General features: G+C 69.8%; 12 protein-coding genes. 7 read left to right on the top strand and 5 right to left on the bottom strand.

Annotated features, from left to right (window positions below):
• The 4 genes from ACFXN1_RS49705 to ACFXN1_RS49690 form a co-directional block, all read right to left on the bottom strand.
• A partial coding sequence (locus ACFXN1_RS49705) for a MaoC family dehydratase N-terminal domain-containing protein (RefSeq protein WP_379464082.1) occupies nucleotides 1-228 on the bottom strand: 228 nt, incomplete at its 3' end.
• A 120-nt stretch (nucleotides 229-348) separates the two neighbouring features.
• The gene (locus ACFXN1_RS49700) at nucleotides 349-1,518 is read right to left on the bottom strand and encodes an acyl-CoA dehydrogenase family protein (protein ID WP_379445170.1); all 1,170 of its coding nucleotides are present in this window, start codon (nucleotides 1,516-1,518) and stop codon (nucleotides 349-351) included.
• Entirely contained in the window at nucleotides 1,503-2,570 is a 1,068-nt protein-coding gene (locus ACFXN1_RS49695; RefSeq protein ID WP_379445172.1) for an acyl-CoA dehydrogenase family protein, read from the bottom strand. Before ACFXN1_RS49695 ends, ACFXN1_RS49700 begins: the two co-directional genes overlap by 16 nt.
• A 26-nt stretch (nucleotides 2,571-2,596) precedes the next feature.
• Entirely contained in the window at nucleotides 2,597-4,777 is a 2,181-nt protein-coding gene (locus ACFXN1_RS49690) for an acyl-CoA dehydrogenase family protein (protein WP_379445173.1), read from the bottom strand.
• Nucleotides 4,778-4,939: 162 nt separating this feature from the next.
• Between ACFXN1_RS49690 and kstR the strand changes: the two genes are divergently transcribed.
• From kstR to ACFXN1_RS49665, 5 genes are all read left to right on the top strand, one after another.
• On the top strand, nucleotides 4,940-5,596 hold the full coding sequence (kstR, locus tag ACFXN1_RS49685) for a cholesterol catabolism transcriptional regulator KstR (protein WP_379398227.1): 657 nt from the start codon (nucleotides 4,940-4,942) through the stop codon (nucleotides 5,594-5,596).
• 260 nt (nucleotides 5,597-5,856) lie between these two features.
• On the top strand, nucleotides 5,857-8,427 hold the full coding sequence (otsB, locus tag ACFXN1_RS49680; protein WP_379398229.1) for a trehalose-phosphatase: 2,571 nt from the start codon (nucleotides 5,857-5,859) through the stop codon (nucleotides 8,425-8,427).
• Nucleotides 8,428-8,626: 199 nt separating this feature from the next.
• Nucleotides 8,627-9,574 carry a metal ABC transporter solute-binding protein, Zn/Mn family gene (locus tag ACFXN1_RS49675; protein WP_379445174.1) on the top strand — a complete coding sequence of 316 codons (948 nt, stop codon included), beginning with the start codon at nucleotides 8,627-8,629 and terminating at the stop codon, nucleotides 9,572-9,574.
• Nucleotides 9,575-9,601: 27 nt separating this feature from the next.
• Nucleotides 9,602-10,654 carry a metal ABC transporter ATP-binding protein gene (locus ACFXN1_RS49670; protein WP_379445176.1) on the top strand — a complete coding sequence of 351 codons (1,053 nt, stop codon included), beginning with the start codon at nucleotides 9,602-9,604 and terminating at the stop codon, nucleotides 10,652-10,654.
• On the top strand, nucleotides 10,651-11,529 hold the full coding sequence (locus ACFXN1_RS49665; protein WP_379445177.1) for a metal ABC transporter permease: 879 nt from the start codon (nucleotides 10,651-10,653) through the stop codon (nucleotides 11,527-11,529). Before ACFXN1_RS49670 ends, ACFXN1_RS49665 begins: the two co-directional genes overlap by 4 nt.
• A 33-nt stretch (nucleotides 11,530-11,562) precedes the next feature.
• Here ACFXN1_RS49665 and ACFXN1_RS49660 read toward each other — a convergent pair whose 3' ends face one another.
• A complete protein-coding gene (locus ACFXN1_RS49660; protein ID WP_379445179.1) occupies nucleotides 11,563-12,429 on the bottom strand; it encodes an A/G-specific adenine glycosylase in 867 nt (288 codons plus the stop codon).
• A 194-nt stretch (nucleotides 12,430-12,623) separates the two neighbouring features.
• Here ACFXN1_RS49660 and ACFXN1_RS49655 point away from each other — a divergent pair, with 194 nt between their 5' ends.
• Entirely contained in the window at nucleotides 12,624-13,247 is a 624-nt protein-coding gene (locus ACFXN1_RS49655; protein WP_379398239.1) for a carbonic anhydrase, read from the top strand.
• Nucleotides 13,248-13,398: 151 nt separating this feature from the next.
• Entirely contained in the window at nucleotides 13,399-14,064 is a 666-nt protein-coding gene (locus ACFXN1_RS49650) for a hypothetical protein (protein ID WP_379445180.1), read from the top strand.
• The last annotated feature ends 109 nt before the right edge of the window (nucleotides 14,065-14,173 follow it).

Here is a 14,173-nt window from a genome sequence, read left to right as displayed (position 1 = left end):
GGTCCACACCTGCGCCATGGCGGGCGGGGCCACGATGCCGGGGTGCCCGGCCGCCTTGGCGGCGGCCTCGTCCACGTAGATCGGGTTGGCGTCGCCGAGGGCCTCGACCCAGTTGTTGATCATGGGCTGGTTGATCGGATCGCGCCCCGCGCGCGCCGCTGACTCACCGTCCGCCTTGATCTTCTCCAAGCCCTCGCGGATCTCGTCGGCCGTGAAACTCTTCGTCACGCTCTCTCCTCTGCGATCTAGCGCGGAACCCGCGGCAGGCGCAGGCCCATCTGGGCCATCGGGCACAGTGCGCATGATCTCGTCCGCCTGGGGTACGTCTTCTCCACGGTTGGGTGGCTCCTATCTGGGGACCCTGGGCAGGCGCAGGCCCATCTGGGCGATCAGCTCGCGCATGATCTCGTTGACGCCACCGCCGAAGGTCACCACCAGGTTCTGCTTGGTCCGCTTGTCCAGCCAGACCAGCAGTTCCGCGGTGGCCGGGTCGGCGGGATCACCGAAGCGGCCCACGAGCTCCTCGGCCAGGCGGCCCGCCTGCTGCAGCGCCTCGGTGGAGAACACCTTGGTCGCCGAGGCGTCGGCGATGACATCGCGCTGGTCGGCGTCGGGGCGTTCCATATTGGAGGCCACCTGCCAGTTCAGCAGCTCGTTCAGCCGCGTCATGGCGTGCAGGCGACCCAGCGAGCGCCGCACGTCGGCCTCGCCGAGCACGCCCTGGGCCTGCGCCCAGTCGTGCACCCGGTGGTAGAGCTGCTCGATCTTGCCGGACGGGCCCAGGCTCACCCGCTCGTGATTGAGCTGGGTGGTGATCAGCTTCCAGCCGCCGTTCTCCTCGCCGACCATCATGTTCGCGGGGACGCGGACATTGTCGAAGTAGGTGGCGTTGGTGTGGTGCGCGCCGTCGGCGGTGATGATCGGCGTCCACGAGTAGCCCGGATCCCTGGTGTCCACGATCAGGATCGTGATGCCCCTGTGCCGGGACTCCGCGGAACCGGTGCGGCAGGCCAGCCAGACGTAGTCGGCCTCGTGCGCACCGGTGGTGAAGATCTTCTGCCCGTTGACGATCCAGTCGCCGTCGGCGTCGCGCACCGCGGAGGTGCGCAGCGCGGCCAGGTCGGTGCCGGCGTCCGGCTCGGAGTAGCCGATGGCGAAATGCACGTCGCCGGTGAGGATTCCGGGCAGGAACTTCTGCTTCTGCTCCTCGGTGCCGAACGACTGCAGCGCCGGGCCGACGGTCAGCAGCGTGACCAGCGGCACCGGCACGTCGGCACGGACCGCCTCGTTGTAGAAGATCTGCTGTTCCAGCGGCCCGAAGCCCTGCCCGCCGTACTCCTTGGGCCAGCCGACGCCGAGCTTGCCGTCGCGGCCCATGCGCTTGACCACCGCGCGGTAGGCGTCACCGTGCCGGTTCACCAGCATCTCGGCCTCCTCTTCGGGAGTCACGAGACCGGTGAAGTACGTGCGCAGTTCGTCGCGCAGCTTGCGCTGCTCCGCGGTCAGTTCGATGAACATCTGGCTCCCAAACGGTCCAGCCGGAACGATTCGCCGCCGAGCCAGCGGGCGATGTCCTTGGCCTGTGAGTAGTAGCGGTGCAGCGGATGGGTGATATCCACCCCGAGACCACCGTGCAGGTGGTGGCACTTCTGCATGGCCGCGGGCAGTTCCGCCGCCACCGTGTACGCCAGCACGTCGAGATCGTCGTCGATGCGCTCCAGGTGCTCGGCGCCCTGCTCGTCCTGAGCCAGCGCCCAGGTCGCCGAGCAGGCGGCCGCGTGCAGTGTCCGCGAGGCCACGTAGACATCCGCGATCTGCTGTGCGACAGCCTGGAATTCGGCCAGCGGGCGGCCGAACTGCTGACGGGTGCGAACGTGCTCGGCGGTCAGTGAGACCACGCCGGCGAGCAGGCCGTCGGCCACCGCGCCGAGGCTCGCCAGCGCGAACCGGTGCAGTTCGGTGAGCCCGCCGGGCAGCAGCTGCTCGGCCGCGATCACGACCTGGTCGAACTGGAGCGAAAACTCCGGCACGCCATCGGAAGTCGGGCTCGCGGTGCGGGTGATGCCCGCGGCGTCACCGTCCACCACGGCGATGCCGCTGTCGGTGGGCACCAGGATCCAGCGTGCGGTGTCGGCGTAGGGCACCGCCACCTTGCGGCCGGTGACCCGCACGGTGGCGCCGTCGGTCACCGCGGTGGTCTCCGGCTTCACCGTGAACGGCGAGCCGGGCTCGTGCAGGGCGGCGGTCAGCACCGCGCCCTCGGCCACGGCCGGAAACACCTTTTCCGCCAGGGCATCCGGCAGGCCGATCGCCTTCAGCGGCAGCACGCCGAAGCCGAGGGTGACCAGTGCGGGCGCCTGCGCGGCGGCGCGGGCCAGCTCGGTGAGCATGGCCCCGACCTCGAGCAGGCCCATATCGTCGCCGCCGAAGCGTTCGGGCAGCGGCACGGCCAGCAGGCCGCTGTCCGCGATGATCGGCCACAGCGCGACATCACGCGCGCTGTCGCGTTCCAGCAAACTTACGACAACCTCGGCGACAGCGTCCTGGCTCTCGTCCCTGGTGAAGTCCAATGCAATGCTCCCGGTTCAGGTGTGGACTAGCCGTGCGACTCGCGGGGCAACCCGAGGATCCGTTCACCGGCGACGGTCAACAGGATCTGCTCGGTACCGCCGGCAATCGACAAACAGCGTGTGAGCAGGAATTCTTTCACCGCGTCAGTTTCCAGAGCGCCCGCCGCACCAGACAGTTCGACGGCGAATTCCGCTACCGCCTGCCGGTGTCTCACACCGACCAGTTTGCGCACGCTGCTCTGCGCGGCAGGGTCCCCGCCGGACAGCAGCTTCTGCGCCGCACGAGCTTCCAACAATGTTCCGGCAACCGATTCCGCGATGAGCCCGCCGAGCCGGTCCGCGACCAGCTCCGCGCCCGGACCCGAGGCCGGCGCGGCGGCGATCAATGCCTCCAGCTCGTCCCCGATTCCCTTGCCGCCCATGGCGACCCGCTCGGCCGACAGGGTAGAGCGGGCGATCTTCCAGCCATTGCCGAGTTCACCGACCAGGCAGTCGTCCGGCACGAAGACGTCGTCGAGGAACACCTCGTTGAAGCGCGCCTCACCGGTGATCTCCACCAGCGGCCGGATATCCAGCCCCGCGCTCTTCATATCGACCAGGAAGTAGCTGATGCCCTTGTGCTTCGGCGCGGAGGCGTCGGTGCGCGCCAGGCAGATGCCCCAGGTGGCGCGATCCGCCAGCGAGGTCCACACCTTCTGGCCGCGCAGCTTCCAGCCGCCCTCGACCCGCTCGGCCACCGTGCGCAGCGCTGCCAGGTCAGACCCGGCGCCCGGCTCGGAGAACAGCTGGCACCAGATGACCTCACCGGTCAGCGTCGGCATGGCGTAACGCTCGATCTGCTCGGGGGTGCCCCACTGCAGCAGGGTCGGGATCGCCCAGTTGGCAATCGCGATGTCCGGCAGCGCGATTCCCGCCTGGCGGATCTGGTCGTCGAGGCGCGTGCGCAGCAGGGGTCCGGCGCCGCGACCGTAGGGCGCGGGCCAGTGCGAGGCCAGCAGTCCGGCCTCGGCCAGCGCCACCCGCTGCTCCGGCTCCGGCAGCGCCGCGATCTTGGCCAGGTCCGCCGCCAGCACGGCCGCCTCGGCGGCATCCAGACCGGCTGTCTCCCAGTCGGATCCGGGCTCGCCGTCGGCGCCCAGGTCGACGCCGACCGTGCGGCGCATGCCGGCCAGGGTCAGCTCGGCGACTCGGGCCCGCCAGCGCGCGGTGCCGCCCAGCAGCTGCCGCAGCGCGGTGGCCCGGCGCAGATACAGATGCGCGTCGTGCTCCCAGGTGAAACCGATTCCGCCCAGAACCTGAATGCAATCCTTGGCATTCTCCACCGCGGCATCCAGCGACATGGACAGGGCGACGGCGGCGGCCAGCTGCAGTTCCGCACTACCGCTGTCCGCCGCGGCGGCCGCATCGGCGGCGACGGCGCGAATCTGTTCGGCCCGGCACAGCATCCACGCGCAAATGTGTTTGACCGCTTGGAATTCGCCGATCTTGCGCCCGAATTGTTCGCGCACCTTCGCATATTCGGTGGCGGTCTCCAGGCACCAGCCCGCGATGCCCGCGGCCTCGGCGGCGACCAGTGTGGCGGCCAGGTCCAGCACGGAGAAGCCGGGCTCGAACAGGCGATCCGCGGCCACGGCGACGTCCGCGCACACCACGCGCGCCACCGGCACGGTCTTGTCGATGCCGGCCAGCGGCTCCACGGTCAGCCCGGCGGCGTCGGCGTCGATCAGCGCCCACAGGTGACGATCACCGTCGCGCACCGGGACCAGCACCGCCGTACCCGGTGCGGCGCCCGGAACCGAGTCCCACTCACCGGACACCGAGGCGCCCGATTCGCCCACGGATATTGCGATTTCGCCCGCGAGCGCGACGCCGCATGGCGTAATCTCGTCGAGCGCCTCGCCGGCGACGAGTCCCGCCAACGCCGTCGAGAGCACCGGTCCGCCGACCAGGTCATGTGCCGCCTGCTCCACCAGCACGGCCAGATCCCCGACGGTCCCACCCGCGCCCCCGGCCTCCTCCGGCACCGCGACCCGGAAAATTCCGAGATCGGCCAGGCGCGGCCAGTACTCGCGCCAGAAATCGGGCGCGCCGGAACGCAGTTCCGCCTGTGCTCTGGAACGCATTGTTGCAATCGGGCGCACGGCAGTTGCCCATCCGCGCATCGACTCCTGGACGGCTTTATGCTCGTCAGTGGTGGCTATGGTCACACTCCATACCGCCTTTCCGGCGTGACTTCAGCTCCTAGAACATGTTCTAATGTTCGAGCCGGGCCGAAGTCAAGCGCCGTCCCGGACGCGGTACGAACTCGTGCCCAGTCGACGCTGGGTGAGATGAACCGAACGATTCGTGCAGGAAAGGACTCTCAACCGATGGCCAGTCCCTCCCGATCGCAGGCCGCCGACGGGGTGCCCGGTGGACGCACCGCGCCCGTCACCACCCTCAGCGAGGAGGATCTGAGCTCGGCGGCGCAGCGCGACCGACGCAAGCGCATCCTCGACGCCACGCTCGCGCTGGCGTCCAAGGGTGGCTACGACGCGGTCCAGATGCGAGCGGTCGCCGAACGCGCGGATGTCGCCGTCGGCACGCTCTACCGGTACTTCCCGTCCAAGGTGCACCTGCTGGTGTCCGCCCTGGCCCGGGAATTCGAGCAGTTCGAGGGCCGGCGCAAGCCGCTCGCCGGCGCCACCCCGCAGGAGCGCATGCACCTGCTGCTCACCCAGGTCACCCGGGCCATGCAGCGCGACCCGCTGCTCACCGAGGCCATGACCCGCGCCTTCATGTTCGCCGACGCCTCCGCGGCGGCCGAGGTCGATCGGGTCGGCAAGGTGATGGACCGGTTCTTCGCCCGTGCCCTCTCCGACGAGGTTCCCAGCGACCGCCAGCTCGCCATCGCCCGCGTCATCTCCGATGTGTGGCTGTCGAATCTGGTTGCGTGGCTGACCCGCCGCGCCTCGGCCACCGATGTGACCGAGCGCCTGGAGCTCACCGTCGATCTGCTCATCGGCAGCGGCAGCGGCAACGAATAGCACGAACGCACACTTGCGTTCGCTCGATGCGCAACGGGCTGCCCGGTCCGGAGAACCGGGCAGCCCGTTGCGCGTTTGCTGGAACCCCGCTGGTCAGCTGGGGTGAACGCAGAGCAACCCGCGCGTGTCTCACAAAAAGCGTGAACGACCCGGAAGTGTCTTGTAAACGCTATGTATCACCGCACACACGAGTGAGCAATCAAGACCCAGTAGCATCACTCGCGCCCTGAAAAATCTCCTCCGATCACTAGGTTGGATGCGTGAGCGCACAGGATTTGTCACTGGAACTTCGCCGTGCCCTGTCGGCCATCGCCCGCGTGCCACGGTTGCTGGTCGCTTCGGACTACGACGGGACGATCGCGCCCATCGTCTCCGACCCGACCAAGGCCTATCCCCATCGGGAGTCGGTGAGTGCCTTACGCGCTCTCGCCGGACTCACCGGAACCACCGCCGCCGTGATCTCCGGTCGCGCCCTGCGCGATCTCGCGGCCCTGTCCCGGCTGCCTGTCGAGGTGCAGCTGATCGGTAGTCACGGTTCGGAATTCGATGTCGGCTTCGTGCACGCCATCGACAACGACGCGAAACAGCTGCTGCAGGAGGTCACCACGACCCTGACGCAGATCGCTCAGGACAATCCGGGCGCTTCCGTCGAGATCAAACCGGCCAGTGTGGCCCTGCACGTCCGCAATGCCAGCCCCGAAATCGGCCGTCGCGCAGTCTTTGCGGTGCGCCAGGGCCCGGCCAGCTGGGTCGGCGTGCAGACCACGGAGGGCAAGGAGGTCATCGAACTCGCGGTGGTCGAGACCGACAAGGGCGCGGCACTCGATATCGTCCGGCATCAGCAGGGCGCCTCGGCGGCACTGTTCATCGGCGACGACGTCACCGACGAGAAGGCCTTCAAACGCCTCTCCGGACCGGACGTCGGCATCAAGGTCGGCGACGGCGAATCGCTGGCCGAATACCGGGTAGCCAGCACCGAGGAGGTGTCGAAGGCGCTGGCGTTCCTCCTCGAGGAACGCCGCACATGGTTGGCAGGTGCCTCCGCCCCTCGAATCGAGCGGCTGACCATGCTGGCCAGCCCGCGCTCCAAAGCCCTTGTCACACCGGACGGCACCGTCACCTGGCTGTGCCACCCCGAACCCGATTCCGCCGCCGTCTTCGCCCATCTGCTGGGCGGACCGGGCGCGGGCCACTTCACCATTCAGCCCGAGCGCGCCAGCCTGCCGCTGTCGCAGCGCTATGTCGACGGCACCATGACCGTCGAAACCCGTTGGTCCAGTTTGCAGGTCGTCGACTACCTGCCGCACGACGTGGTACCCGAGCGCACCGACCTGACCCGCGTCATCACCGGTGACGCCAAAGCGGTCATCACCTTCGCGCCGCGCCCCGAATTCGGGCAGGTGCCGGTGCGGCTGCTGCCCGCCACCGGCGGGCTCAAGGTGGAGGGCCCCAACGATCCGATCGTGCTGCGCTCCCCCGGCGTGGAATGGGAGATCATCGACGACGGCAACCACCACACCGCCCGCGCCGTGGTCGACCCGCGCCAGGGACCGATCGTGCTCGAAATGCGCTGCGGCACCTCCGATCTCGCACCCGCCATGCGGGCCGAGTCGGACCGCCGCCGGGAGGCCGAGCGGTACTGGGCCGAATGGGTGGGCACGCTCGAACTGCCGCCGCTCAAGCCGGATCTGATGAAGCGCTCGGCGCTCACCCTGCGCGGGCTGGTGCACTCGCCGTCCGGATCCATCCTGGCCGCGGCCACCACCTCGCTGCCCGAGGACATCGGCGGCGTGCGCAACTGGGACTACCGCTACTGCTGGCTGCGCGACGCCTCGCTCACCGCGTCCGCGCTGGTCTCGCTGGGCTCGCTCAGCGAGGCCGAGGATCTGCTGGCCTGGGTGCACCGGGTGCTCGAGACCCTGCCCGGACCCGAGCGACTGCACCCGCTGTACACGCTCTACGGCGAGACGCTGCCCCCCGAGGCCGTCATCGACCAGCTGCCCGGCTACGCCGGCTCGCGGCCGGTGCGCGTCGGCAACGCGGCGAACATGCAGGTGCAGCTGGACGTGTTCGGGCCCATCGTGGATCTCATCTCCCAGCTCGCGCACGCGCGGGAACGCAAGGGCATCAACGATCCCGCGAAGGCGCTGCCGGATGCGGACTGGGAACTGGTGCACGCCATGGTCTCCGCGGTGCAGCGCCGCTGGCGCGAGGCCGACCACGGCATCTGGGAGATCCGCGGCAATCCGCGCCACCACGTCTACTCCAAGGTCATGGGCTGGCTCACCGTGGACCGGGCGCTCACCCTGTCCCGGCAGTTCGGGCGGCCGGCGGATCCCGAGTGGGAGCCGCTGCGCGACACCATTGCCGACGAGGTCCGCACCGAGGGCTGGAACGACGAAGTCCAGTCCTACACAGCGGCTTACGACGGCACCGACCTCGACGCCGCCACGCTGCACATCGGGCTCAGCGGGCTGATCGATCCCTCGGATCCGCGGTTCGCGGCCACCGTGGTGGCCACCGAGGCCGAGCTGCGCAGCGGATCGACGGTGTACCGGTACCACCACGACGACGGGCTGCCGGGCGGCGAGGGCGGGTTCCACCTGTGCGCCGCCTGGCTGGTGGAGGCGTACCTGCTCATCGGCAAGCGGGAGGACGCCGAGGCGTTGTTCGCTCAGCTGGTGGATGTGGCGGGACCGACCGGTCTGCTCTCCGAGGAGTACGACCCGGTCGCCGAACGCTCGCTCGGCAACCACCCGCAGGCGTACTCGCACCTCGGCCTGCTCCGCTGCGCGCAGTTGCTGAGCCTGCCGGTCGCGGCGATGACCTAGGCCGGACCGCACCGCACGACCGAAGCGGCCCCCGCGAACATCTGTTCGCGGGGGCCGTTTTCTGCGCGGGGCCGAGGTAGGCCGCAGGTGTCGCAGGCCACATCTCAACCTGGGGCTAGGGACCTAACGGTCGTTTGCGCTACATTCAAATGGCAATCGTTTTCGTTACTAGTAAGCCGCAGTGCCAGGAGTACCCCGCGTGACCACCAGCTTCGCCCGAGGATTCGCCGTGTTCGCCGCCGGACTTGCGACGGTCGCCACCGTGACCGCCTGCGGCAGTGCCAAGAGTTCCGATCAGCCGACCGTCGTCGCCTCCACCAATGTCTGGGGCGATATCACCCGGGCCGTCGCCGGGCCGGACGTGACCGTCGAATCGATCATCGACGACCCCACGGTGGACCCGCACTCGTTCGAGGTCTCCCCCGCCGACGCCGCCAAGATCACCGACGCCAAGCTGGTCGTCTACAACGGCGGCCACTACGACGAGTTCATCGACAAGGCCATCGCGGGCCGGAACACGAAGACGGTCAACGCCTTCGACATCGCCACCGAAGGCGATCACGCGCACGAGAGCGGTTCGGCCGCACCGACTTCCGCGCGGACCGAGGCCGCCGGTCACGACCACGAGGCCAATGAGCACGTCTGGTACGACCTGCACCAGGTCGGCCACATCGCCCAGCACATCGCCGACGCCCTCGGCGAGATCGACCCCGGCCACAAGCAGGCCTTCACCGACCGCGCCGCCGCCTTCGCCGCGCAGCTGGCCCCCATCGAGGCCGTGACCGCCAAGATCGCCGCCGAGCACCCGAACCAGCCGGTCCTGCAGACCGAGCCGCTCGCCGCCTACCTGCTCACCGCCGCCAAGGCCGACGACAAGACCCCGCACGCCTTCCAGGAGGCCGTCGAACAGGGCACCGACCCCGCGCCCCAGGACGTGGCCACCGTGCGAGACCTGTTGAGCGCCAAGCAGGTCCGCACCCTCGTCTACAACATCCAGACCGAGGACAAACTCACCAAGGACCTGCGCGCCACCGCCGACAAGTCCGGCGTCACCGTCGTCGAGGTCACCGAAACCCTCCCCAAGGGCCTGGACTACGTCACCTGGATGACGAACAACGCCCAGGCCCTCGCCAAGGCCCTCTCCTGACCGACCGCCGCATCCGGGAGTACCACCATGACCGCGAACCCCGCGCAGGCCGCGCAGGCACCCGACGCCGGCGTGACGACGCCCGAAGCCGGTTGTGCCCTCACCGCCGATACGAACACCATTGCGGCGCAGGTCGAAACGACGGCGAACGCTGCCGCCGGCGCGCCGGCTACGGGCGCAGGCAGCGCACACGGCGGCCGGGGCGCACCGGCCGTGCGGCTGTCGAATGCGCGGCTGTCGTTCGGGGAGCGGACGTTGTGGCAGGGGCTGGATCTCGAGGTGGCGCCGGGGGAATTCATTGCGGTGCTGGGGCCCAACGGGTCCGGGAAGACGTCGTTGATGCGGATGCTGCTGGGGCAGCTGGGGCTGACCGCGGGAACCGCGGAGGTCGCGGGATCGCCTGTGCGGGTGGGGAATCCGGATATCGGATATGTGCCGCAGCAGAAGACCATCGAGGGCGGGGCGCAGCTGCGCGGGGTCGATCTCGTCGGGCTCGGGGTGGACGGGCATCGGTGGGGGCTCGGGCTGCGCGGGCGCAGGGAACGCAAACGCAAAGTGGCGGCGGCGATCTCGGCCGTGGGAGCGGAGAGGTTCGCCTACGCGCCGCTGGACGCGCTCTCGGGCGGCGAACAGCAGCGGCTGCGGGTGGCGCAGGCGCTGGCCGGTGATCCCCGGGTGCTGCTGTGCGACGAACCGCTGCTGTCGCTGGATCCGGCGAATCAGCGGCTGGTCTCCGAGCTCATCGACCGGCGGCGGCGCACCCACGACACCGCGGTGCTGTTCGTGACGCACGAGATCAATCCCATTCTGCCGCTGGTGGATCGGGTGCTGTACCTGGTCGACGGGCAGTTCCGGATCGGCACGCCCGACGAGGTCATGACCTCCGAGACCCTCTCCGAGCTCTACGGCACCGAGGTGGACGTGCTGCGCGTGCGGGGCCGCCTGGTGGTCGTCGGCACCGGCGACGCCATGGACGCCCTCGGCGAATCCGGTGCGGCCCACTGCCATGGCGAAAACAGGCACAGCCATGGCGAAGACAAGCACAGCCACAGCAAGCAGGCACCGGAGGCGCGGGCATGATCGACAAGCTGTCCAAGCTGTTCTCGCAGATGTTCGACGTCGCCACCACCGCCCATCTGCTGTCCTACGACTTCGTGCAGCAGGCGGTGCTCGCCGCCGCCCTGCTCGGCCTGCTGGCCGGGGCCATCGGCCCGCTCATCATCAGCCGCCAGATGTCCTTCGCCGTGCACGGCACCAGCGAGCTCTCGCTGACCGGCGCGGCGGCCGCGCTGCTGGCCGGCATCGGCGTCGGCCTGGGTGCCATCATCGGTTCGGTGGTGGCGGCCGTGCTGTTCGGCGTGCTGGGTTCCCGTGCCCGCGAACGTGATTCGGTGATCGCCGTGGTGCTGTCCTTCGGCCTCGGCCTGTCGGTGCTGTTCCTGTGGCTCGGCCCGGAACGCGCGGGCTCCAAGTTCTCACTGCTGACCGGTCAGGTGGTCAGCGTCGGGAATTCCGGGCTGGGCCTGCTCGCCACCTGCACCGCCGCCGTGCTGGTGGTGCTGGCCGCCGTCTACCGCCCGCTGCTGTTCGCCAGCGCGGATCCGGAAGTGGCGGTGGCGCGCGGTGTTCCGGTGCGGGCGCTGTCCATCGTGTTCGCCGTGCTGCTCGGCGTGACCGCGGCCTTCGGCGTCCAGATCGTCGGAGCGCTGCTGGTGCTCTCGCTGCTGATCACTCCCGCCGCCGCGGCCGCCCAGCTCACCGCCAGCTCGGCCCGGGTGGCGATCCTGTCGATCGTGTTCGCCGAGATCGCCGCCGTCGGAGGCATTCTGCTGTCGCTGGCCCCCGGCGTCCCGATCTCGACCTTCGTCACCACCATCTCGTTCACGATCTACCTGATCTGCCGGGTGGTGGGCAGCCGCATCCGCAATCGCCGCGGAGTCCTCGTCGCCGCCTGAGTTTCGCGCCGGATCCCGCGAAACCGGCTGCGATCAGCCGCCCTCGCCCGCCAGCGCGAACAGGCCGTCGGGGGTCTGCTCGATGAGGCCGTCCACCAGCAGCGAATCCAGGGCCCGATCCCGCTGGCCCGGATCGCGAGTCCAGGCCAGGTCCAGCCGAACCCGCTCCACCGGACCCGACGCCCCGCGCAGGACGTCGAGCAGGCGGCCCCGCGCCTGCCGGTCGGTGCCCTCGTACTTCTGCACGCGCCGCACCACCTCGGAGGCCGGGCGGCCCGCGGTGACCCAGGCGCACACGGGAAGTGGGCAGCGCTCGCAGTCCGGGGTCCGCGCGGTGCAGATCAGCGCGCCCAGTTCCATCAGGGCGGCAGACATGACGGCGGCCCGGTCGACCCGCGCGGGCAGCAGGGACTCGGTTTCCGCGAGATCGCGGTTCGCCGGATTGCCCGCCTCGGCGCGGCCGTGCACGGCGCGGGCCACCACGCGGCGAACATTGGTGTCCACCACCGGAACTCGCTGGCCGTACGCGAAACAGGCCACGGCACGGGCGGTGTACGCCCCGATCCCGGGCAGGCCCAGCAGCACGTCCACGTCGGCCGGCACCTCGTCGCCGTGCTCGTCGGCCAGCACCCGGGCGCACTCGTGCAGCCGCAGCGCGCGCCGGGGATAGCCGAGTTTGCCCCAGGCCCGCAGGACGTCGCCCTGCGGTGCGGCCGCCATGGCGGAGGGCACCGGCCAGCGGGCCACCCACTCCCGCCAGATGGGTTCGACCCGCACCACCGGCGTCTGCTGCAGCATGATCTCGCTCATGAGGATCTGCCACGCCGTGACGCCGGGCCGTCGCCACGGCAGGTCCCGCGCGGTCTCGCGATACCAGTCGATGAGCGCGTCGCTGTCCACCTTCGCCTCCTCCCGGCCGTTTCGGAGCCGGGAAATCCCGCACGCCGCCACGCGCGATGGTATCCATTTCGGCGAGGCCGGTTTCCGCCCACCCGGCGGCTCACCGGGCGCGCAGCGATCCGGTCGGCGCGTCTTTGCCCGACCGTAACGCTGAGGACTCGCCGGTAACCAGAGGGCTATGGAAAATGGGACACATGCCGCACAACAACCCGATCAGTGCCTGGAAAGCCTTGCGCGAAGGCAACGAGCGCTTCGTCAACGGCACGTTGCAGCACCCTAGCCAGGGCGCGGCCGACCGGGCCAAGCTCGTCGCCGGGCAGCAGCCCTCGGCAGTTCTGTTCGGCTGCGGCGACTCTCGCGTCGCCGCCGAGATCATCTTCGATCAGGGTCTCGGCGACATGTTCGTGGTCCGCACCGCAGGTCACGTCATCGACGCCTCGGTGCTGGGCTCCATCGAATACGGCGTCCAGGTGCTGTCGGTGCCGCTGATCATCGTGCTCGGCCACGACAGCTGCGGCGCGGTCCGCGCCACCATCGACGCCCTCGACCACGGCAACGTCCCCGGCGGGTTCATCCGCTCGGTCGTCGAGCGTGTCACCCCGTCCATCCTCATCGGCCGGCGCGAGGGCCTGGAATCGGTCGACGAGCTCGAGGCCCGCCACGTCGAGGAGACCGCCCGCCTGCTCATGCAGCGGTCGATGATCATCTCCCAGCGGGTGGCCACCGGCGAGTGCGCCATCGCCTGTGTCACCTACAACCTCGGCGACGGCGAGATCAAGCTGCACCGCGTCATCGGCAACATCGGCGAAGTGGTCTAGCCCGGCTCGAACGGGGTGGCGTCGGTTCTGCCGGGGATGCGCGTTTCGCTCCCGCGGGCGGCGGAATTTACCGCCCCCGTAGGCGCTTTCACCTCCGACACGCCGACACCCTGCTCGGGATGACCCGGACGGTGCCCTTACCGTTGACACCGTGCTGGAACCGAACGGACCACTGCCACCCGAAATCTACTGGCGCCGTCGCGCGGTCGCGATCGGCGCGATGGTGCTCGGCCTCGCGCTGGTGATCTGGGTGCCCTTCGCGCTGTTGAAGGGCGGCGGCGACCACAAGACGGACGCCAAGGCCACCACCTCGAGCGCCGCGGCCACCACCAAGGCCGCGAGCAGTTCCGCGAGCGCCCCGGAGCCGAGCGCGGCCAAGCCGTCCGCCGCCGCCGCCCCGACCGCCATCCCTCCCGCCGCGCTGGGTCTGTGCCCCGACCAGTCGCTCGCCGTGAAGGTGACCGTCGGGCAGCCCACGTACCGGGTCGGCGAGCAGCCGCAGTTCGGCATCGTCATCACCAATATCTCCAGCGCCGCCTGCGAACGCGACATGGGGTCGGGCCTGCAGCTGGTCCAGGTCCAGTCCCTGGACGGCCAGCGCAGGCTGTGGTCCAGCACCGACTGCTACCCGGACGGCACCCCCGACCTGCACACCCTGGCCCCCGGCCAGCAGGCCGCCTTCACCGTCACCTGGTCCGGCGCCACCTCCCAGCCCAACTGCTCGGGCGACCGCGTTCCCGTTCCGGCGGGCCCCTACACCGTTGTGGCGCAACTCGGTTCGGTCCGCAGCGCCCCGGAGCCCTTCAATCTCGCCTGAATTCAGCACAACGCGGCGGGGGGGGGGGGGAGGGTAGGCCGGGCTCCGCTGCCCTCCCTTTTTTGTTGGGTTCGGGAATGTCGGACCCAATCCCGTCTTTGCCTCCTCT

The organism is Nocardia sp. NPDC059154, assembly GCF_042755705.1.
Lineage (GTDB): Bacteria > Actinomycetota > Actinomycetes > Mycobacteriales > Mycobacteriaceae > Nocardia.
This window is presented reverse-complemented; position numbering and strand designations above follow the sequence as displayed.

Bases quoted from the DNA above. Each gene is read 5' to 3' on its own strand.
- ACFXN1_RS49700 (WP_379445170.1), bottom strand. From the start codon at position 1,518: ATGTTCATCGAACTGACCGCGGAGCAGCGCAAGCTGCGCGACGAACTG.
- kstR (WP_379398227.1), top strand. From the start codon at position 4,940: ATGGCCAGTCCCTCCCGATCGCAGGCCGCCGACGGGGTGCCCGGTGGA.
- ACFXN1_RS49670 (WP_379445176.1), top strand. From the start codon at position 9,602: ATGACCGCGAACCCCGCGCAGGCCGCGCAGGCACCCGACGCCGGCGTG.
- ACFXN1_RS49665 (WP_379445177.1), top strand. From the start codon at position 10,651: ATGATCGACAAGCTGTCCAAGCTGTTCTCGCAGATGTTCGACGTCGCC.
- ACFXN1_RS49655 (WP_379398239.1), top strand. From the start codon at position 12,624: ATGCCGCACAACAACCCGATCAGTGCCTGGAAAGCCTTGCGCGAAGGC.